Genomic DNA, 19,905 nt, shown 5'->3' with positions numbered 1-19,905 from the left:
CCCCACCCCCCCCCCCCCCCCCCCCCCCCCCCCCCCCCCCCCCCCCCCCCCCCCCCCCCCCCCCCCCCCCCCCCCCCCCCCCCCCCCCCCCCCCCGGTGCATGCCGTATGCAGTTGTCCGGGCCCGAGCCGTCTCCCCGAGTGGACGGCGCCGGGCGGCTCAATGTGCCTCGCTAACTCTCCGCGAGGATGTGGGAGAGCTCCGTGTCGAGGTCGAAGTGCCGGTGTTCCGTGCCGGGGGGCACGGCGGCGTCGGTTCGCTTCAGGAACGACTCGAGAGCCCGTGCCGGGGCCTCGAGGAGGGCTTCACCCTCCGGAGAGCTCAGGGCGATGCAGACGACGCCCTGGCCGTGGCTCCGGGACGGCCAGACTCGGACGTCGCCGGTACCGGTGGGCCGGTGCAGGCCCTCGGCGAGGAGGTCGCGGGCGAACACCCACTCGACGGTTTCCTCGGCTCCGGTGTGGAAGGTGGCGTGCACGGCGTAGGGATCGGCCGTGTCATACCGCAGTCCTGCGGGTACAGGCAGTGAGGACTCGCTCGACACAACGAGGCGCAGGTGCAGCTCGCAGCTGACCGTGGTGTTCATAAGCGCCAGGGCCTTTCGCTCAGTGTGCGCTCGGGGATTCGCACGTCGGCGAAATCGACATGCCACCTACGGTGCCGTTGTAAACCCCTCTGAGTGTTTTGCGTGGCTTTAGGTCGCTCATCCGGCCGAGAGACCGTTCGCGGGGTACGCCCATTCTGGTGACTGGTTTCTCTCGGGTAGGGTTGGGTCGTATGAATACGGGGAGTGACGAGCCCGGCGAGGTCGCCGTGGCGGGCGAAGAATCGACGAGTGAGCGACCGCTCGGTTCGCGGGCGCCGGAATTCATCCAGGCCCGGCGGGCGCTGCACCTGAGCTGGCAGGTGGGAGTTTTCATCGTCGGCCTCGCGGTCGTCGGTGCGGGAGTGGTCATGCTTCCGCTGCCCGGCCCGGGCTGGCTGGTGATCTTCGGCGGTATGGCGATCTGGGCGACCGAGTTCGTCTGGGCGCAGCTGGTCCTGCGGTGGACGAAGCGCAAGGTGACCGCGGCGACGCAGCGCGCGCTCGACCCCCGGGTGCGCCGTCGCAACATCGTTCTGACGACCGTCGGGCTCGTGATCGTCGCGGTTCTCGTCGCGGTCTACGTGTGGAGATTCGGCTTCGAGATGCCGTGGAAGATCAAGGAATGACGCGGGCCCGCTCGGCGCGCCCCCGGCCTGCCCGGCTGGTCCGGGCAGCCTCTGACATGGGGTAATGTTCTCCGTGCGCCCGGGCGATTAGCTCAGCGGGAGAGCGCTTCGTTCACACCGAAGAGGTCACTGGTTCGAACCCAGTATCGCCCACAGGATCGAAGGCGGTCCTCGTCCACGTAGTCCGTGGGCGGGGGCCGCCTCCGTCGTTTCCGCGGAGTGCGAGGCGCCCCGCCCGGCTCCGCGCGTCCTGTGCTTTCGAGGGGCCCTCTGCCGTACTGAGCTGCCCGCTCGGGGGTTTCCGGCCCAATCCGTCGGCGTGCGGGGCGGGCCGCGTCCTCGGGTCGATCGCCGACGTGCGGGGCGGGACGGGCGGGCCGCGTTCTCGGTTCGCGTCGGCCACCTCCGTCGGCGGCAGACCGCGCCGCCCTGGCGGTCCCGTCGGTGTGGCACCCGGGCGCTGCGCATCGACGGCCCGCCGCCTGCGGCGGCCGCGACCGCGCGAGCCACCCCGGCTCACCCGGACCCTCACGCCCGGTCTTTCCGGAATACCCCACTCCTTGCTCAGTGGCCGTCAGCACCCCGAAACGACAGGGTCTTTCCGGCCGGGGGCAGGTGATGCGCACAACGGCGCACATTGTTCGGCCCGTCGGCCGCAAGCGTCCGACCTGCGCCGTCGGGCGTCCGTCCGCCGCGGTCCCGTTGAGGGGCATCGGGACGTCGTCGCGTCGCGTCCCACGAATTCCTGTCCGAATCATTGACGCGCCCGGAGGGCCTCCGTACCTTGTGGCAGCAAGCGCTTACTTGAAACGATTCATGAAGCGGCCGAGGTGGCACGAGGAGGGCTCGACTGTGGGGATTAGCGGGAGTGTTGAGAGGCGTACGGTCCTCAGGGCGGCCGGAGCTTCGCTGGCCACGGTGGGGCTGGCGGCCGCGACCGGCTGCGGGGGCGACGGTGGGTCCGGGGACGGGCCGGTGACGATCCGTTACGCCTGGTGGGGCGCCGAAGCGCGGGCGCAGAAGATCAACAGGTCCATCGAGCTCTTCGAGAAGAAGTACCCGAAGATCAAAGTGAAGACCGACTTCCAGGATTACGCGGCCTATTGGGAGAAGTTCCAGACCCAGGCGGCGGGCGGGAATCCGCCGGACGTATTCCAGAACGCCGTCGCATTCCTTCGGAAGTACGACAAGAGGGGCGTCCTCCTCGATCTCGGGTCCCAGATGGACGCGGGGAACCTGAGCCTCGACGACTTCCGGGCCGGAGTCGAGAAGGTCGGGCAGGTCGACGGAAAGCAGCTCGGTATTCCGGTCGGATCCAACACCATGTCACTTGTCATCGACGAGAAGCTCTTCGGCAAGGCCGGGATCAAGCCGAAGGAAGGCTGGACCTGGGACGAGTACTTCGCCGCTCTCAAGAAGATCCACGACACCCAGAAAGTGGCGGGCGACACCGGTTACTTCGGGATCATGTATCTCTACGACCTCTATCTGCGGCAGAACGGAAAGGCGTTCTTCACCGAGGACGGACTCGGTTTCCAGGAGACCGATCTGACGGAGTGGTGGACGGACGGGTACAACCGCGTGAAGGCCGGCATCGTCACCGACCCCAGGAAGGTCGCGCAGGTCGCGCCGAAGTCGGCCCTGTCGGCGGGCCTCGCGGCAGCGGAGTTCACCTGGGACAACTTCACGGTCCGTTACGCCGCGGAGGGCGACAGCACCTACGGTCTCGCGCCGATCCCCACGACCGACGGCAAGGAGACGGGGCAGTACCTCGCCTCGCTGATGCTGAGCGCCTCCGCCCGGACCGAGCACCCCAAGGAGGTCGCCCAGTTCATCGACTTCATGGTCCACGACCCGGAGGTCGGCAAGATCATGGGCTATGACCGCGGCATCCTCGCCACCACCGGCCAGTTCGACGCGTACAAGCCGACGGACGCGCCCAACAAGGCCATCGCCGCGTACGAGGAGGACACCGCGGCCGCCGGGGTCCTCGGAACCATCACCCCGCACCCGTCCGGGGCGGACACCGTCGAGGCCGCCTTCCTGCGCATCGCCGGCGACATGTCACAGGGCAAGACCAAGGTCTCCGACGCGGTCAAGCAGTTCTTCTCCGAGGCGAAGACCGCCCTCGCCGCCTGATGGGAACCGCAGTGACGCTCGTCAAGGACTCTCCGCCCGACGCGCTGGAGAAGCTCCCCGCTGCCCCCGCCGCCGGAAAGCGGCGGGGCCGCCGGGAGAATCTCGCCGGCTACCTCTTCCTGTCCCCGTGGATCGCGGGTTTCCTGCTGCTGACCGCGGGCCCGATGGCCGCCTCGCTCTACTTCGCCTTCACCGACTACAACCTCTTCAATTCTCCGAAGTGGGTCGGCGTCGACAACTTCACCCGGATGTTCGACGACCCCCGGTGGCAGAAGTCGGTCGAGGTGACGGCCAAGTACGTTGTCATCGGTACGCCCCTCAAGCTGCTGCTGGCACTCGGGGTGGCGCTGCTGCTCGCGCAGAGCCGCCGGGGCCAGGCCTTCTACCGGGCCGCGTTCTACGCGCCCTCGCTCATCGGGGCGAGCGTCTCCGTCGGCTTCGTGTGGCGCGCGCTGTTCTCGGACGACGCCGTGGTGGACCGTACGCAGTCGTTCCTGGGTTTCCACTCGGGCGGCTGGGTCGGTGACCCGGACTGGGTGCTCTACAGCCTGGTCGCGCTCACCGTCTGGCAGTTCGGCGCCCCGATGGTGATCTTCCTCGCGGGGCTCAAGCAGGTGCCGAAGGAGCTGTACGAGGCGGCGGAGGTGGACGGCGCCGGCCCGTTCCGGAGGTTCTGGAGCATCACCCTGCCGATGATTTCGCCGGTGCTCTTCTTCAACGTCCTGCTGGAGACCATCCACTCCTTCCAGATCTTCGGCTCGGCGTACGTCGTCTCCAACACCAGCTGCGGTCCCGCCGACGCCACGCTCGTCTACACCTGCTACCTGTACCAGAAGGGCTTCAAGGAGGCCCAGATGGGCTTCGCCTCCGCGATGGCCTGGATGCTGCTGCTCGCCGTGGCGCTGGTGACGGCCGTCCTCTTCTGGTCCCAGAAGCGGTGGGTGCACTACGAGGAGGCCTCCCGATGAGCACCACCCTGCGCAAACCCGCCGAGCCCGCCCGCAGCCGGACGGGCTCGCTCGTCTGGCACCTGGGCGCCGTACTGGTCCTGGCCGTCGTCCTGTATCCCGTCGCCTGGGTCGTCGGCGCCTCGTTCAAACCGAGCCGGGACGTCATCGGCAGTCTGCAGCTGTTCCCGACGCACCCCGTCCTGGACAACTTCAAGGGGCTGGCCGACGGCATCGCCGACATCTCGATCGCCACCTTCTTCCAGAACTCCCTCTTCTACGCGCTCGGTTCCGTCGTCGGCATCCTCGTCTCCTGCTCGCTGACGGCGTACGCCTTCGCCAAGATCCGGTTCGCCGGGCGCAACCTGCTGTTCTCGCTGATGATCGGCACGCTCCTGCTGCCGTACCACGTGCTGCTGATCCCGCAGTACGTGATGTTCCAGAAGCTGGAGCTCATCAACACCTACGTGCCGCTGCTGATCGGCAAGTACCTCGCCACCGAGGCGTTCTTCGTCTTCCTCATGGTGCAGTTCATGCGGAACCTGCCCCGGGAGCTGGACGAGGCCGCGCGGCTCGACGGCTGCGGTCATCTGCGGATCTACTGGTCGATCGTGCTGCCGCTGTGCCGGCCCGCGCTCATCACCAGCGCGATCTTCACGTTCATCAACGCCTGGAACGACTTCATGGGCCCACTGATCTACCTCAACGAGCCCGGCAAGTACACCGTCTCGCTCGGCATGATGATGTTCCGCGACTCGGACGGGGTGGCCGCCAACTACGGCGGACTGATCGCGATGTCCCTGGTGGCGCTGCTGCCCGTGCTGCTGTTCTTCCTCGCCTTCCAGCGGTATCTCATCGACGGCATGGCGACCTCCGGACTGAAGGGCTGAGATGGCCACCGGACAGCCGCGTGCCAAGGCGGCCAGGACGCCCCGCCCATCCGTGTTCGCCGAACGGTTCGCCGTGTTCGCCGAGTGCCTGCTCACCGGCGTGTGGATCACGGTGGCGGCGCTGCCGCTGGTCACCTACCCCGCCGCGTTCGCGGCCGGCTCCCGGCATCTGCGGCGGCGCACGGCGCACGAGGGCGGCGGCGTACGGGAGTTCGCGGCGGACTACCGGGCGGCCCTGCGGGGCGGCTGGCTCGTCGGGCTCGCCGGGTGGGCCGCGGCCGGGGTGGTCCGGGTGGACGTCCAGGCCGTCCGCGCCGGGCTCCCGGGCGGCCCGTTCTTCGGTGCCGTCGGCCTCTTCGCCCTGATCGGACTGGCCGTCGCCGGGCTGCGCGCGGCGGCGGCCTGGGGGCCGGGCGCGTCCTGGCGGACGCTGCTGGCGTCCGCCGGGCGGCGCACCGTCCTCGACCCCGCCGGATCGTTCCTGCTCGTCGGCGGACTCGTCGTGGTGGTCTGCTCCGGCCTCTTCGTCGCGCCGCTGGCGGTCCCCGTGCTCGGGGCCGTCGCGGCCGCCGCCGTCGCGGTGGACGAGCGCCACCGGCGCCGCGCCGCCGCACCGGAGTGGTCCCGGCCCCGCTGAGCCGTCACCCCGCACGGGCCGCCGCTCCCGCGCCGGCTCCCGCTGTCATGCCCCTGACTTCCTTGCTCGGAAAGGAAAGGCCATGTCCCCCATCCCCCGCAGATCCCTGCTCAAGGCGGCCGCAGTCGCCGGAGCCGCCGCACAGTTCAGCTGGGCTCTGGGCGCCAAGGACGCCCAGGCCGCCCCGGGAGCGGAGACCGCGGACGCGGATCCCGTGACCCTGGACTGGCTGGAGGACGGCGGCCTCGGCGCCGCTCCCGGCTCCACCGTCGGCGTGCCCTGGCCGAAGGGGGCGTACGAGGACGACCAGACCTTCGCGCTGAAGGACGCCGAAGGCAAGGACGTCCCGGTGCAGTCCTGGCCCCTCGCCTACTGGCCGGACGGCTCCCTCAAGTGGACCGCGCACGCCGTCAGTTCGGGATCCGGCAAGCTCACGCTGACCGCGGGCGAACCGGCCGCGCCCGCCCAAGAGGTCACCGTCGGCGAGAGCGGCGGCACCATCACCGTCTCGACCGGAGTCATCACCGCGACGATCGGCAGGGGCGGCTCCGCGCTGGTGAAGTCCGTACGGCGCGGCTCCACCGAGATCGCGAAGAACGGCCGCCTCGTGCTGATCCGCCAGCCCGAGATCGAGGACGGCGACCAGGGCGCCGAGAAGTACGAACGGTTCGACAGCCACATCACGGGCGCCGAGGCCGAGCAGGAGGGACCGGTCCGCGCCGTCGTCCGCATCGACGGCAAGCACCTCCGCGGCGACCGGAGTTGGCTGCCCTTCTCGGTCCGGCTCTACTTCTACGCGGGCGCCGAGTCGTTCCGCATGGTGCACACGATCACGTTCGACGGGAAGCAGGAACCCGGCAGGGCGAGCGGCGACTTCATCCGCGGGCTCGGCGTCCGCTTCACCGTGCCGATGCGGGACGCCGCCTACGACCGCCACATCCGGATCGGCGGCGACGGCACCGGTCTGCTGCGCGAGGCGGTCAAGGGCGTCACCGGACTGCGCCGCGACCCCGGCGCGGCCGTGCAGGCCGCCCAGTTCGCCGGCGAGAAGCTGCCCGACCCGTCCACCTGGGACCAGCGGGTGACGACCCGGCTGCAGTACATCCCCGAGTGGGGCGACTACACCCTCGCCCAGCTCTCCGCCGACGGCTTCACCCTGCGCAAGCGGACGAAGAAGGGGTACGGCTGGATCGGCGCGGGCGGCGGCCGGCGGGCGTCCGGCTTCGGCTACGTGGGCGGCCCGAGCGGCGGATTCTCCTTCGGACTGCGGGACTTCTGGGAGAAGCACCCGGCCCAGCTCGACGTCCGCGGCGCCCACACCGACGAGGCCGAGGTCACCCTCTGGCTCTGGTCGCCCGAGGCCCGGCCCATGGACCTGCGCTTCTACCACGACGGCATGGACCAGGACACCTACGCGGAGCAGCTCGAAGGCCTCAACATCACCTACGAGGACTACGAACCCGGCTTCGGCACGCCCTACGGCATCGCCCGCACCTCCGAACTCCTCTTCTGGGCAAACGAGTCCACGCCCGCCCCGGAGAGGCTCGCCGAGCAGGTCGAGGCCGTGCGCGTACTGCCGCAGCTCGCGGCCCCGCCCCGGCACCTCGTCAAAGCCGAGGTCTTCGGCGGCCTCTTCGCCGAGCCGGACCGCTCCACCGCCGCCAAGGCGAAGATCGAGGACCACCTCGACTTCCTCTTCACCTACTACAAGGACCAGGTGGAGATGCGCCGTTGGTACGGATTCTGGGACTACGGCGACATCATGCACTCGTACGACCCGGTGCGGCACCAGTGGCGCTACGACGTCGGCGGCTACGCCTGGGACAACTCCGAGCTCTCCCCGGACCTGTGGCTCTGGTTCGCCTACCTGCGCTCCGGGCGCGCGGACATCTTCCGCTTCGCCGAGGCGATGACCCGGCACACCGGCGAGGTCGACGTCTACCACCTCGGGAAGTGGGCCGGCCTCGGCACCCGGCACGGCGTGCAGCACTACGCCGACAGCGCCAAGCAGCAGCGCATCGCCAACACCACCTACCGCCGCTACTACTACTTCCTCACCGCGGACGAACGCGTCGGCGACCTCATGCACGCCAACGTGGACTCCGACGAGACCTTCCTGGTCCTCGACCCGATCCGCAAGATCCGCACCGAGCCGTACCCGCCCGACCGGCACGCCCTGTCGATCGGCTTCGGCACCGACTGGAGCGGTCTCGTGTCGGCATGGCTCACCGAGTGGGAGCGCAAGGGCCCCAAGTGGGAGAAGGCCAGGGCACGCGTGCTGTCCACGATGGAGACCATCGCCGCCCAGCCCAACGGCTTCGTGCAGGGCACCGGGCTCTACGACCTCGACACGGGGAGGTTCGCGATCGCCGACAAACCCGCGGTGAGCGTCTCGCACCTGTCGGCGGTCTTTGGCCTCAACGAGCTGTGCGCCGAGCTGATCGACCTGGTCGACCTGCCGGAGTTCAAGGACGCCTATCTCGACTACTGCCGCTACTTCAACGCCACCAAGGCCGAGCAGGCGGCGCGCTACGGCAGCAACTTCGGTTCGCTGCTGCTCTTCCAGGGCCATTCGCGCCTCGACGCCTACGCCGCCGTACAGACCGGTGACGCGGCGCTCGCCAAGCGCGCGTGGGCCAAGTTCTACGGCTCCGACGGCTATACGGAGTCATCGCCCTGGAAGACCGAGAAGCTGAGCGGCCCCGTCACGCTGGTCCCGGGCAGCGAGGCGAACTGGGTCTACACCAACGACACCGCCCTCTACGGTCTCGCCGCCATCGAGAACCTGGCACTGCTCGGCGACAAGATGCCGTAGCCCGGCCACGGATGCCTCAGCGCATCCTCCCCAGCACCTCCCGCACCCGCCGCGCGTCCCGGATCCGCTGCTCGTACGTCGCACCGAGCGCGAGCAGCAGCAGACCGGCGAGTGCGGGAGGCACCCAACGGGGCAGCGCGTCGGCCATCCGGGCGAGGTACGGCGCCAGTTCGTGCAGCGCGTCCAGGACGAGCACACCGCCGCCGAGGACCAGCGGGGCCCGCAGCCGGTGACGGGCACCCACGAGCGTGACCGCCAGCGCAGCCCCGCCCAGCAGCAACGGGCGCAGCCAGTGCGTGCCGGCCCACACCGCCGCCAGACTCGGCACCAGCGTCACCGACAGGCCCGCCCCGTACGCCGTCCACGACGAGATTCGCGCGTCCGTGCGGCGCCTGACGGCTCCGACGAACAGGGCCGGCACGGTCACCGGCAGCGTGTAGGCCTCCGGCGAACCGACGTCCCAGGACGCCAGACGCACCCAGGCGGCCAGTACGAACAGGGCGGTGGCCGCGTAGCCGACGTTCCTGCGGTCCGGGCGGACAGCGGTGCCGGCGGCGATCACCCCGCACAGGGCGAGCAGCAGTGCCGTCATTCGCGGATCCGTGACCGTCAGGCCGGCGGCGAGCAGCGCCGCGGCGGCCCCGGTCACCTCCACCGGGACCGTCAGGGGCGACTCGCCCAGGCGCGCCGCCAGCAGCGCCGCGCCGGCCGGCACCGCCAGCACGAGCAGAGCGGTGTGCTGCGGCTGCCAGCCGAGGGACCCGCCCACCGCGCAGGCGAGGGCGGCGGCGAACCCCAGGGAGGCGGGCGCGGCCACCGACCGAGGCGCGGTCGCCGGGCCGCCGCCGCGAACAGGGCTGTCAGCACCGCGAGCACCCCCAGGGTCGCGGCCTCGGAGGCGAGGGACAGCAGGGCGAGGCTCAGGGAGCCGGCGAGGGCCAGAAGCAGGCAGACGAGGGGGAGAGGAGCCGACGCGGGCTGCGCCGGACGCCGGTACGCCGCCGCGGCCAGCGCCGCCGCACAGACGACCACCTGCACCGACAGGCCCGCCGCGTACGGCAGTTCCAGCGTCGCGGGAAGCGTGAACACCGTCGCCCAGGCCAGCGCCGACGAGCCGGCCGACGCCTTGTCGTGCCAGGCCGTGCCGCGTGCCGCCAGCACCAGCACCGCGGCGACCACCGCCAGCACGAGCGGCGCCGCCGTCGCGTGCGCGGGCCAGGGAGCGTCGAGCGTCACCGCGGCCCGGGCGTCCGCCGGGATCCCGGACCAGACCTGCCCCACCCGGCTCACCGGACCCAGCAGGGCGACGACGACCACCGGCAGCGCCCACAGCACCGCGAGGCCCTGCACCGCACCGGAGGCCAGGGCGAGGCCACGCCGCACGGGCCCGGGAAGCCCGGCGTGGACGGCCGCCGCGAGCACCACACCGCACACCAGGAACCCCGGCACCGTCCAGTCGTCCGACAGCCACACGCGCAGGACGCCCCCGAGCCCGCCGACCGCGACCAGCCCGCCGGCCAGCGAGAGGGAGGCGGCGGTGTGCGGATTCGGCACGCGCAGGGCGACGGTCAGGGCGAGGGCCGCCGCGAGGAGAAGGAGCGCCGCCGCGCTCGCGGCCGCGCCCGGCCCCGTCGCCTCCCAGGAGAGCCCGCCGGCCGCCAGGGTGCCACAGACGCCCATGGCGTACGCGCCGGCGACCGCGACCGTCCGCACGGACCGCACGGGCACCCGCGGCGCCACCGCCGTGTCGAGCGCGGCCGTGACCAGCAGGGCCGCCGTCGCGGTCCACTCACCCGCACCCGCTGCCACCACCCACAGCAGCAGCGGCAACTGGGCCGCCGCCGTCGCCGCCGGCAGGGGCAGCCGCAGCGGTGCACTCACGCCCGCCCCCGGCCCGCCCGCCCGGGACAGCGCGCCGAGCCCGAGTCCGTACCCCGCCCACCCCGCGGCCAGCACCGACGACGCGCCGGCCGAGTACCCGAGGCCGTCGAGGTCCGGGAACGCGACCTCGTGCAGCGCGTACACGTCGAGCACGGTCAGCGCGAGTCCGAGGCCCGCCACCGACTCGGCGGTGGAGCGCAGCCCGCGGCGCAGCAGCGGCACCGGTGCCCCGAGCGCGGCCAGCGTCACCGCGCCCAGCACCGACGCCCGCCCGGCGATTCCCAGGTCACCCCAGCTGACCAGCGTGAACACGAGGGCGGCGATGGTGAGCAGGGTGCCGCCGAGGAGCAGCAGCACGTTCTGCACGCCGGGGGCGGTCGTCTCGGGCCGGCGGGCCGGCGGCGTCACGGGGCCGAGCGGAGACGGCGCCCGGGCGGCCGTCGAGCGGAGGGCACGGAGCAGCCAGGCGCGGCGTGCCAGCAACTGGGCCCGGCGGGCGTCGAGTTGCCACAGCTCGGCGTCGAGCAGCCGCAACTCCTCGGCCGGCGGCGGAATGTGGGTCATGCTCCGGAGTGTGGCCGCCGTCACCTTCCCGGACATGAGTGCGTGTACTCACGCGGTACTCAGATCCCCGGCGGGCAGACTCGGCACATGGACTGGTGCCGTTACCGTTTCCGCAGTCTGTGGGCCGTGCCCGCACCGCTCGCCGACGTCTACACCGCCCTCGAACGCGCCGACGACTACCCGCGCTGGTGGCCCCAGGTGCGCGAGGTCGACCGGATCGACGAGACGCGCGCGGACATCCGCATCCGCTCTCTGATCCCCTACGACCTGGTGTTCACCGCGCGGGAGGTGAGGCGCGACCCGGGGGCGGGCGTGCTGGAGATCGCGATGACCGGCGATCTCGACGGCTGGGCCCGCTGGACGCTGACCGCCGACGGGCCGGGCACCCGGGCCCGGTACGACCAGGAGGTCGAGGTGAACAAGCCCCTGATGCGGCGGCTCGCGGTGCCGGGACGGCCCGTCTTCCGCGCCAACCACGCGCTGATGATGAGGGCCGGAAGGCGCGGACTCGGCGCGTACCTCCGGGCGGTTTGAACGAGACCCTCCGGGACCTGTATGGTTCAGTGCGTTCCCGGGCGATTAGCTCAGTGGGAGAGCGCTTCGTTCACACCGAAGAGGTCACTGGTTCGAACCCAGTATCGCCCACCCGGAGAAGGCCGGTCCGTCATCGACGGACCGGCTTTTCTGTGCGCTCCCGCGCCTCTCATGCCGCCGCGGGCAGCTCGGGCCGCAGCGGCCACGCCGGGTCCACCGCCTCCGGGGTCCCGCTGCGCGCGAACCACGCCTGCAGACCCCGGGCCTGCGCCGCGTGCCACGTCGACTGGAGGGTGTGCAGCTCGGCCGGTGAGAGCCGCTCCAGCCGGGCCGCGAAACGCCGCCCCACCGCCCGTACGACGTCCAGCGCGGCCAGTGCGTCGGCCGCCGCGTCGTGCGCGCCCGCCAGCTCCACGCCGTAGTGCGCGCACAGGTCGGTGAGCGTGCGCCGGCCCTTGCGGTAGCGGTCCAGGTGTTTGTCCAGGACCCGCGGGTCCAGGACGTGCAGCGGCGTCGACGCGAACCAGTGGTCGAGCGACGACGCGCGATGGCGGCGCAACTCCCGGTCGAGCAGCGTCAGATCGAACGGCGCGTTCATCACCACGAGCGGGCGGCCCGCCGCGGCCTGCTCACCCAGCGCCCTGGCTATCTCGTCCATCACCGGCGACGGCCAGCGGCCGTTGCGCCGCAGATGGTCATCCGTCAGCCCGTGCACCGCCGTCGCCGCCTCGGGCACCGGAACCCCCGGGCTCACCAGCCACCTGCTCACCCGCGGCCGGGCGCCGGGGGAGTCCTGGACGACGACGGCGGCCGACACGATCCGGTCGGTCTCGACGTCCACTCCCGTAGTCTCCGTGTCGAACGCGGCCAGGGGGCCCTCGTACCAGCACGTCATATGCCACAACTCCTCGCTCACCCACGGCAGCTGACGTCCCGTCCGCTGCCCGTTCCGGTGATACCCGGGCTGTTTGCGGCGTACGCCGGAAGGAGACAACACAGGTACGGGTCTTTGCAGTTCAGCGACCCGCAGTGGGGAAACCCTCGGCTCGGAAGGCTGTGGGACATGGCCATCGCGCAGCCCGAGCGGGGCGGGCTGCTGCCCCGGCGGACGGCACCGCATCGCGGCACACTCGCCACCACCGCATGCATGGAGACACTCCAGGTCGGCTATCTCCACGCCGTCGCGGCCGCCGCGGGCTGCTCCCTGTCCCAGCCCTTCCCGGACAACGGCATCGACTGGCACGTCAGCCACAGCGCCCCCGGGCACACGGTCGACGACGAGGTCACCATCAAGGTGCAGCTCAAGTGCACGTACCAGATCCCGCCGGACCCCCCGGGCCCCGCCTTCTCCTTCACCCTCGACAACACGCATCTGGCGAAGCTGGCCCGTACCCCGGTCTCGGTGCACAAGATCCTGGTCGTGATGCTCGTCCCGCGGTCCCAGGACGAGTGGCTGCGCGCCGGCCACGACCGCCTCGACCTGCGGCACTGCTGCTACTGGACCAACCTCGCCGGCCACGCCGTCACCGGCAGGCGCCGGACCACCGTCCGGATTCCGACCGCGCGCATCTTCGACGACCGGGCCCTGTGCGAGATCATGACGCGCGTCGGGGCGGGAGGCAGACCATGACGCACCGCCCCATCGACGAACCCGGGCGGCCCGCCGGCCTCCGTCCCGGCGAGGCCTTCCACGACCGGACGCCCGAACCCGGCCGGGTGGACCCCGCCGTGCTCGGCGCGCTGCTGCACCGGCACGGCTGGCTGCGGCGCGGCGGAGCCCCGGGACGCTACGGCCGCTGGACCCCGCCGGGACCCGGGGGCGGCGGCACGAGCCTGCTGGTGCCCGAGAACCGTGCCTTCCCCGACAGCGACGACCTGCTCGGCGAGGCGCTCCTCGCGCTGTCGCGAAGCGCCTCGGCGTCCGCCCGCGACATCCTGCTCGGGCTCGCGGTGCCCAGCGACGAGATCCGGTGGTGGCGGGACGCCCCGGCCGGACCGGCGGGCGCGGCTCCCTGGACGGTGGAGGAGCAACTGCGGACGGCCGCCCGGCAGACGCTGCTCGCCGGGGCGCTGGCCACGCGCGCGCGTGCGGGCTACCACGGCGCCAGGCACCGGCGGCCCGCCGCCGCCTCCCTGGAGAGCGTCCTCGTCGGCGCCGCACCCGACGGCCGCCGGCTCACCGCCTTCGTGCCCGTCGCGACGGGACGCCCGCTAGCCGTACGGCTGCACCAGGCGCTGTACGCGGCCCGCGAGGCGATCGACTACCAGCGCGCCACCGGCGGCATGGACGCCTTCGACGCGGCCGTCGAAGCGGGCGTCAGCCACGAACTCACGGAGGCACTGGTCTCCCTCGTGCGCGGCACCGAGGGTGCCCGGATCTCCGTCGAGTGGGCGCCCGCCGCCGGGGTCCCGAAGGGGTGTGCCGCGAGCGCGGAGCCCGTCGAGTTCTCGCCCGGTGACCTGCCCGCCCTGCGCGAGGCCGGCGCCCGCTATCTGCGCGAGGAGCCGTCGGTGCCGGTGCGGATCACCGGCGTCGTGGTGCGGATGCGCAGGTCGACGGCGCGCGGCGCGGGCGCGGTACGGCTGCGGGTGATCGCGGGCGCCGAGATCCCGCACGTCCGGACCACCCTCGACGAGGAGGCGTACCGCCTGGCCGGGCACGCCCACCTGGTGGGGCTCCCGGTGCGGGTGCACGGCCGCCTGGAGAGCCGCGGCGGCTTCCGGAGGCTGACGGGTGCCACCGGGGTCGTACCCGTGCAGGTCGACGAGGCGGAGCGGGACCGGCTGCTGAAGTCGCTCCAGGAGAACCTGGACTTCTTCGAGGAGGCCTGCGGCGGGGACTGACCGCCGTGCGGGCGCCGGGCGGAATCCGTTTCGCGGTGGGGACCCCCGGCTCGGTACGATCGCCCTTGTGACGACGCGCGCAGGTGAAGATGCGCGCGTCCCCTTCAGTCAGGAGAGACCGGTGTCAGACGTCCGTGTGATCATCCAACGCGATTCCGAGCGGGAAGAGCGCGTGGTGACGACGGGCACTACGGCGGCCGAACTCTTCGCCGGCGAGCGCACCGTCGTCGCGGCCCGCGTCGCGGGGGAGCTGAAGGACCTGGCGTACGAGGTCGTGGACGGCGAGGAGGTCGAGCCCGTCGAGATCTCCTCCGAGGACGGTCTCAACATCCTGCGCCACTCCACCGCGCACGTCATGGCGCAGGCCGTGCAGGAGCTCTTCCCCGAGGCGAAGCTGGGCATCGGCCCGCCGGTCAAGGACGGTTTCTACTACGACTTCGACGTCGAGAAGCCGTTCACGCCCGAGGATCTCAAGGCCGTCGAGAAGAAGATGCAGGAGATCCAGAAGCGCGGCCAGCGCTTCTCGCGGCGCGTGGTGAGCGACGAGGCGGCCCGCGAGGAGCTGGCGCGGGAGCCGTACAAGCTGGAGCTCATCGGCATCAAGGGCTCGGCCTCGGCCGACGACGGCGCGGACGTCGAGGTGGGCGGCGGCGAGCTGACCATCTACGACAACCTCGACGCCAAGACCGGCGAGCTGTGCTGGAAGGACCTCTGCCGGGGCCCCCACCTGCCCACCACCCGCAACATCCCGGCGTTCAAGCTGATGCGCAACGCCGCCGCCTACTGGCGCGGCAGCGAGAAGAACCCGATGCTCCAGCGCATCTACGGCACCGCGTGGCCCTCCAAGGAGGAGCTGAAGGCGCACCTGGAGTTCCTCGCCGAGGCGGAGAAGCGCGACCACCGCAAGCTGGGCAGCGAACTCGACCTGTTCTCCATCCCGGACCAGATCGGCTCCGGCCTCGCCGTCTTCCACCCCAGGGGCGGCGTCATCCGCCGGGTCATGGAGGACTACTCGCGGCGCCGCCACGAGGAGGAGGGCTACGAGTTCGTCTACACCCCGCACGCGACGAAGGGGAAGCTCTTCGAGACCTCGGGCCACCTGGACTGGTACGCCGACGGCATGTACCCGCCCATGCAGCTCGACGAGGGCGTGGACTACTACCTCAAGCCCATGAACTGCCCGATGCACAACCTGATCTTCGACGCGCGCGGCCGCTCCTACCGTGAACTGCCGCTGCGGCTCTTCGAGTTCGGGACCGTCTACCGCTACGAGAAGTCCGGCGTCGTGCACGGACTGACCCGGGCACGCGGCTTCACGCAGGACGACGCGCACATCTACTGCACCCGCGAGCAGATGGCGGAGGAGCTCGACAGGACGCTCACCTTCGTCCTCGGCCTGCTGCGCGACTACGGCCTGACCGACTTCTACCTGGAGCTGTCCACCAAGGACCCGGAGAAGTTCGTCGGCTCGGACGAGGCGTGGGAGGAGGCCACCGAGGCGCTGCGGCAGGTGGCCGAGAAGCAGGGCCTTCCGCTGGTCCCCGACCCGGGCGGCGCCGCCTTCTACGGGCCGAAGATCTCCGTCCAGACCAAGGACGCCATCGGCCGCACCTGGCAGATGTCGACCGTCCAGCTCGACTTCAACCTGCCCGAGCGCTTCGACCTGGAGTACACCGGCCCCGACGGTTCCAAGCAGCGTCCGGTGATGATCCACCGCGCCCTGTTCGGCTCCATCGAGCGCTTCTTCGCGGTGCTCCTTGAGCACTACGCGGGCGCGTTCCCGGCGTGGCTGGCGCCCGTGCAGGCGCTCGGCATCCCGATCGGCGACGCGCACGTCGAGTACCTGCAGAAGTTCGCCGCCGAGGCGAAGAAGAAGGGGCTGCGCGTCGAGGTCGACTCGTCCTCGGACCGGATGCAGAAGAAGATCCGCAACGCGCAGAAGCAGAAGGTGCCCTTCATGGTCATCGCGGGCGACGAGGACATGGCGGCCGGCGCCGTCTCCTTCCGGTACCGCGACGGCTCCCAGGAGAACGGCATCCCCGTCGACGACGCGATCGTCAAGATCCTCAAGGTCGTGCAGGACCGCGTGCAGGTCTGACGCCGGCCGAGCGGGCCCCCGGCAGGTTCACCTCGCCGGGGGCCCGTCCTCGTCCCCGCGGGCGAACACCTGGAGCAGCCAGGACGAGAACGACCCGGTCACCGCGCCGAGCAGGCCGAGACCGCAGGCCATCATGGCGGCGGCGACCACCCGTCCCCCCGCGGTGACCGGCACGATGTCGCCGTAGCCGACGGTGGACAGCGTCGAGCAGGCCCACCACAGCGCGTCCCCGAAGGTGCGCATGTTCGCGCCCGGTGCACCCCGCTCCTGCTGGTACACGGCGAGGGCGCCGGTGAAACCGAGCAGGGAGGCCGAGATCCCCGCGTAGGCGACCACCCGCGCGTGCAGGCTGAGCCGCGGGCCGCCGCGCCGGTGCTGGACGGCTTCGTAGATGCGGACGATCCGCAGCGGCCGCAGCAGCGGCAGGACCAGCACGAGGGTGTCCAGCCAGTGCGACCGTACGAAACCGAACCGCCGCCCGCTGAGGCGCCAGCGCACCCCGTAGTCGACGGCGAAGGCCGTCCAGGCGGCCAGCAGGACGCACAGCGCCACGCCCCGCCACGCGTCGGACGCTCCGTGTGCCAGGACCAGGAAGGCGTACGAGCCCAGGAAGGCGAGCGACGCCACGGTGAGCAGGAGCTCGGTGCGCCGCTCCCAGCGGGCGGTGGGGCTGTCGGGGTCCACCGGCCCAGCTTCGCCCGGAGGCCACTTCCCCGAACCCCGGCGACACGCCGCGAACGGGCGAAGTCATATGCTGCATCTCATGACGAGTGAGCCGGAGCAGCAGATCGGAGTGGGGACGCAGGACGCGTTCCAGCGCCTGTGGACGCCCCACCGGATGGCCTACATCCAGGGCGAGAACAAGCCCACCGGCCCGGGTGCCGATGACGGCTGTCCCTTCTGCGCGATCCCCGCCAAGTCCGACGACGACGGGCTCGTCGTCCGCCGCGGCGAGCAGGTGTACGCGGTGCTCAACCTCTACCCGTACAACGGCGGCCACCTGATGGTGGTGCCCTACCGGCACGTCGCCGACTACACCGACCTCACGGGGCCGGAGACCGCGGAACTGGCCGAGCTGACCAAGCAGGCCATGTCCGCGTTGCGGACGGCTTCCGGGGCGCACGGCTTCAACATCGGCATGAACCAGGGCGGGGTCGCCGGCGCGGGCATCGCCGCGCATCTGCACCAGCACGTCGTGCCGCGCTGGGGCGGGGACACGAACTTCATGCCGGTCGTCGGCCACACCAAGGTGCTGCCGCAGCTGCTCGCCGACACCCGGAAGATGCTGGCCGACGCCTGGCCGGCGACGGCCTAGTCCCGCGGGGCGGGGTGACGGCGTGGTCCCACGGGGCGGGGCCGCCGGGCCTCCCCGTGAGGGCGGGGCCGCCGGGCGCGGCCCCGCCGGGTGCGCTACGCGTCGTACACGTCCGCCTTCCTCGGCGTCGGGTCCTGGACCGCGGTGCTGAGGAAGGACGAGCGGGTGCCGAACTTCTCGGTGTCCACGCCGTTCTCCTCCAGGACCTTGATCGCCGCCGAGTGGACCACCCGCAGCACCGGGGTCGCGGCCCGCAGCGCGTCGTCGGCCATGAAGCGGTGCCGCCAGGGCTGGTCGGCCCAGGCGTGCCGCAGGCCGAACGGCTCGGGCAGGACCAGCGTCCCGCCCAGCCAGTTCAGGAACGGCGGGTACCAGGTGAAGGGGGCGCGCGCGGTGAGGCGGACCACCTCGTCCGTGTCGACCAGGGGCAGGGTCACCTTGCGGGTCTCCCAGAACCTGACGGACTTGGCGACCTCCTTCGTGGGGGCCTCGGGCTTGGTGGTGAAGAGGGAGTTGACCGGACCCAGCGCGTGGCCGGTCACCTCGATCCGCAGCGTCTCGTGCAGCACGGTCACCGTGATCAGCATGGTGAGGACGAGCTGGCCGTCCCAGAGGGTCCACTGCACGCCGAGGTAGTGCCGGTCGCCGCCGCCGAACTGCTGCTTGTTGCAGATGTCCTGGATGGCGTGGTTCCTGACCTGGTACGCGTCCACGTCCGTGCCCTCGGGGCGGGACACCGCCTTGGCGTTCTCGCCGATCGGGGTGACGATCCAGTGCTTGATCGACGGCTTCGGGAAACCGCCGGTGTTGAGCGGGCCGCGCTCCAGCATGCGGAGCTGGTCGTGGATGGACCGGATGACGTCCCAGCTGCGGAAGGGGTGGATCTCGCGGTCGGGGTCACGCGAAACCAGGTCCTCGGCGAGCTGCCAGCTGCCCCATCGGGTGCCCATGCCGAGTATGCCCTTGGGCCCGGCGTAGAACACGGAGTTGGACTGCTGCTCGGCGCCGAGCCGGGCCAGGGCCTGGCGCAGCCGCTCGGCCGCGTTCTCGCCGGGGCTGCCCGGCACCGCCTCGGGGATCTTGGCGCCGAGACCGCCGCCGGCCAGCAGGCTGTCCCAGCGCTGCCGCAGGTCCTGGGCGGTCCGCTCGCAGATCCGCTTGGCCCAGAACCACCCGACGACCGGCAGTACGACGGTCGCGCGTCCGTACCACCCCCAGAAGCCGCCGAAGGGCATCTTCAGTACGAAGAGCACGGCGAGGGCGCCCACGGCCAGCAGCAGGACGGTGGCGAGGGCGGGGGCGCGCTTGTCGCCCCGCCTGGTGACCGCCGAGCGGATCTGGAAGACGAGCAGCCACACGAGGAGGCCCGGCAGGAAGAGCAGGCCGCACAGCACCCAGACCGCCGTGAGCCAGTTGTCCCGCTCCCGGCGGATGCGGTTCGCGGCGAGGCAGTGCTCGACGACGACCTGCGGCTCCGTGCCGAAGGACTGGATGAGGGGTTTGCGGCCGGCGCCCAGCATGCGGTCCTGGACGGCACGGGCGAAGGCCTCGCCCAGATTCGGCCGCCACAGGGACGCCCACCTGCGCCCGGGGTTGACCACCGACTTGTGCCACTCGTTGTTGGCTTTGAGGATCTCCGCGACCTCGTTGTCCCGGTACGCCGCCGACGCCAGGGCGTAGGTGGCCGCGGTCTGTCCCGCGGAGCCCGAGAGCGGCACCTGTGCCCCGGGACTGAAATCGAATCCGTCAGTGGCCACTGCCGCCCCCATCGCCGCCGTCCGCTGCTGCGGCTTTTCCCGACTTCCGTGCCTCGCACACCTGTTGATCAGGTCATCGTGCTGATCGAGTCGCAACTTGATCAGGTCATCAGCGTATCCGCAGCCGACGGCGTACGTCGGCGGACGGCCGAAAGCCGCCCGCCGACGCGCGGTTCCGGCCCTAGGTGTATTGACCCGCAGGGTTGTTGACACGGGTGATGGGTGGCTTGCCGTCGAGTGCGGTGTGGCAGCGGTGGTGGTTGTAGGTGTGG

Annotated in this window: 15 protein-coding genes, 2 tRNA genes and 1 pseudogene; 13 read left to right on the top strand and 5 right to left on the bottom strand. The window is 71.5% G+C overall.

Annotated features, from left to right (window positions below):
- Nucleotides 1-172: 172 nt before the first annotated feature.
- A complete protein-coding gene (locus AC069T_RS37455) occupies nucleotides 173-586 on the bottom strand; it encodes an SsgA family sporulation/cell division regulator (RefSeq protein WP_003959770.1) in 414 nt (137 codons plus the stop codon).
- Nucleotides 587-777: 191 nt separating this feature from the next.
- On the opposite strand from AC069T_RS37455, the gene AC069T_RS37450 reads away from it, so the two are divergent.
- The 7 genes from AC069T_RS37450 to AC069T_RS37420 all read left to right on the top strand — a co-directional run bounded on the left by AC069T_RS37450 (nucleotide 778) and on the right by AC069T_RS37420 (nucleotide 8,640).
- A complete protein-coding gene (locus AC069T_RS37450; RefSeq protein ID WP_478786994.1) occupies nucleotides 778-1,212 on the top strand; it encodes a TIGR02611 family protein in 435 nt (144 codons plus the stop codon).
- A gap of 81 nt (nucleotides 1,213-1,293) precedes the next feature.
- A tRNA-Val gene (locus AC069T_RS37445) sits at nucleotides 1,294-1,365 on the top strand.
- 699 nt (nucleotides 1,366-2,064) lie between these two features.
- Complete coding sequence (locus AC069T_RS37440; protein ID WP_478786993.1) at nucleotides 2,065-3,351, top strand: ABC transporter substrate-binding protein; 1,287 nt, start codon at nucleotides 2,065-2,067, stop codon at nucleotides 3,349-3,351.
- Nucleotides 3,351-4,319: a carbohydrate ABC transporter permease gene (locus AC069T_RS37435; RefSeq protein ID WP_478786992.1), complete on the top strand. Its 969-nt coding sequence runs from the start codon at nucleotides 3,351-3,353 to the stop codon at nucleotides 4,317-4,319. The genes AC069T_RS37440 and AC069T_RS37435 overlap by 1 nt, the downstream gene beginning before the upstream one ends.
- Nucleotides 4,316-5,188 carry a carbohydrate ABC transporter permease gene (locus tag AC069T_RS37430; RefSeq protein WP_478786991.1) on the top strand — a complete coding sequence of 291 codons (873 nt, stop codon included), beginning with the start codon at nucleotides 4,316-4,318 and terminating at the stop codon, nucleotides 5,186-5,188. Before AC069T_RS37435 ends, AC069T_RS37430 begins: the two co-directional genes overlap by 4 nt.
- 1 nt (nucleotide 5,189) lies before the next feature.
- The gene (locus AC069T_RS37425; RefSeq protein ID WP_478786990.1) at nucleotides 5,190-5,825 is read left to right on the top strand and encodes a hypothetical protein; all 636 of its coding nucleotides are present in this window, start codon (nucleotides 5,190-5,192) and stop codon (nucleotides 5,823-5,825) included.
- Between the two features lie 82 nt (nucleotides 5,826-5,907).
- Entirely contained in the window at nucleotides 5,908-8,640 is a 2,733-nt protein-coding gene (locus AC069T_RS37420; protein WP_478786989.1) for an exo-rhamnogalacturonan lyase family protein, read from the top strand.
- A 16-nt stretch (nucleotides 8,641-8,656) separates the two neighbouring features.
- Here AC069T_RS37420 and AC069T_RS37415 read toward each other — a convergent pair.
- Nucleotides 8,657-11,085 (bottom strand): annotated as a pseudogene (locus AC069T_RS37415) (SCO7613 C-terminal domain-containing membrane protein).
- Nucleotides 11,086-11,172: 87 nt separating this feature from the next.
- On the opposite strand from AC069T_RS37415, the gene AC069T_RS37410 reads away from it, so the two are divergent.
- Nucleotides 11,173-11,619 (top strand): SRPBCC family protein, encoded by a 447-nt coding sequence (locus AC069T_RS37410; RefSeq protein WP_478786988.1) that lies wholly within the window; start codon nucleotides 11,173-11,175, stop codon nucleotides 11,617-11,619.
- Between the two features lie 39 nt (nucleotides 11,620-11,658).
- A tRNA-Val gene (locus AC069T_RS37405) sits at nucleotides 11,659-11,730 on the top strand.
- A 58-nt stretch (nucleotides 11,731-11,788) separates the two neighbouring features.
- On the opposite strand, the gene AC069T_RS37400 is transcribed toward AC069T_RS37405, so the two are convergent.
- Nucleotides 11,789-12,514, bottom strand: a complete 726-nt coding sequence (locus AC069T_RS37400; RefSeq protein WP_478786987.1) for an exonuclease domain-containing protein — start codon at nucleotides 12,512-12,514, stop codon at nucleotides 11,789-11,791.
- Nucleotides 12,515-12,682: 168 nt separating this feature from the next.
- Between AC069T_RS37400 and AC069T_RS37395 the strand changes: the two genes are divergently transcribed.
- The 3 genes from AC069T_RS37395 (at nucleotide 12,683) to thrS (ending at nucleotide 16,561) form a co-directional block, all read left to right on the top strand.
- On the top strand, nucleotides 12,683-13,249 hold the full coding sequence (locus AC069T_RS37395) for a DUF4365 domain-containing protein (RefSeq protein WP_478786986.1): 567 nt from the start codon (nucleotides 12,683-12,685) through the stop codon (nucleotides 13,247-13,249).
- Nucleotides 13,246-14,463, top strand: a complete 1,218-nt coding sequence (locus AC069T_RS37390) for a hypothetical protein (RefSeq protein WP_478786985.1) — start codon at nucleotides 13,246-13,248, stop codon at nucleotides 14,461-14,463. Before AC069T_RS37395 ends, AC069T_RS37390 begins: the two co-directional genes overlap by 4 nt.
- 121 nt (nucleotides 14,464-14,584) lie before the next feature.
- On the top strand, nucleotides 14,585-16,561 hold the full coding sequence (gene thrS, locus AC069T_RS37385; protein WP_478786984.1) for a threonine--tRNA ligase: 1,977 nt from the start codon (nucleotides 14,585-14,587) through the stop codon (nucleotides 16,559-16,561).
- 27 nt (nucleotides 16,562-16,588) lie between these two features.
- Here thrS and AC069T_RS37380 read toward each other — a convergent pair whose 3' ends face one another.
- Nucleotides 16,589-17,245, bottom strand: a complete 657-nt coding sequence (locus AC069T_RS37380) for a potassium channel family protein (RefSeq protein ID WP_478786983.1) — start codon at nucleotides 17,243-17,245, stop codon at nucleotides 16,589-16,591.
- Nucleotides 17,246-17,312: 67 nt separating this feature from the next.
- Between AC069T_RS37380 and AC069T_RS37375 the strand changes: the two genes are divergently transcribed.
- Nucleotides 17,313-17,876, top strand: a complete 564-nt coding sequence (locus tag AC069T_RS37375) for an HIT family protein (protein WP_478786982.1) — start codon at nucleotides 17,313-17,315, stop codon at nucleotides 17,874-17,876.
- Nucleotides 17,877-17,971: 95 nt separating this feature from the next.
- On the opposite strand, the gene AC069T_RS37370 is transcribed toward AC069T_RS37375, so the two are convergent.
- Entirely contained in the window at nucleotides 17,972-19,645 is a 1,674-nt protein-coding gene (locus AC069T_RS37370; RefSeq protein WP_478786981.1) for a hypothetical protein, read from the bottom strand.
- Between the last annotated feature and the right edge of the window lie 260 nt (nucleotides 19,646-19,905).

Source organism: Streptomyces sp. NPDC043867, assembly GCF_056435845.1.
Note: the sequence above shows the minus strand (reverse complement) of the source record. Positions and strands in the feature narration are given on the sequence as shown.

Excerpts from the sequence above, each read along its gene's own strand:
- AC069T_RS37455 (WP_003959770.1), bottom strand. The coding sequence starts at position 586 with ATGAACACCACGGTCAGCTGCGAGCTGCACCTGCGCCTCGTTGTGTCG.
- AC069T_RS37450 (WP_478786994.1), top strand. The coding sequence starts at position 778 with ATGAATACGGGGAGTGACGAGCCCGGCGAGGTCGCCGTGGCGGGCGAA.
- AC069T_RS37435 (WP_478786992.1), top strand. The coding sequence starts at position 3,351 with ATGGGAACCGCAGTGACGCTCGTCAAGGACTCTCCGCCCGACGCGCTG.
- AC069T_RS37430 (WP_478786991.1), top strand. The coding sequence starts at position 4,316 with ATGAGCACCACCCTGCGCAAACCCGCCGAGCCCGCCCGCAGCCGGACG.
- AC069T_RS37425 (WP_478786990.1), top strand. The coding sequence starts at position 5,190 with ATGGCCACCGGACAGCCGCGTGCCAAGGCGGCCAGGACGCCCCGCCCA.
- AC069T_RS37420 (WP_478786989.1), top strand. The coding sequence starts at position 5,908 with ATGTCCCCCATCCCCCGCAGATCCCTGCTCAAGGCGGCCGCAGTCGCC.
- AC069T_RS37410 (WP_478786988.1), top strand. The coding sequence starts at position 11,173 with ATGGACTGGTGCCGTTACCGTTTCCGCAGTCTGTGGGCCGTGCCCGCA.
- AC069T_RS37400 (WP_478786987.1), bottom strand. The coding sequence starts at position 12,514 with ATGACGTGCTGGTACGAGGGCCCCCTGGCCGCGTTCGACACGGAGACT.
- AC069T_RS37395 (WP_478786986.1), top strand. The coding sequence starts at position 12,683 with ATGGCCATCGCGCAGCCCGAGCGGGGCGGGCTGCTGCCCCGGCGGACG.
- AC069T_RS37390 (WP_478786985.1), top strand. The coding sequence starts at position 13,246 with ATGACGCACCGCCCCATCGACGAACCCGGGCGGCCCGCCGGCCTCCGT.
- AC069T_RS37375 (WP_478786982.1), top strand. The coding sequence starts at position 17,313 with ATGCTGCATCTCATGACGAGTGAGCCGGAGCAGCAGATCGGAGTGGGG.
- AC069T_RS37370 (WP_478786981.1), bottom strand. The coding sequence starts at position 19,645 with ATGGGGGCGGCAGTGGCCACTGACGGATTCGATTTCAGTCCCGGGGCA.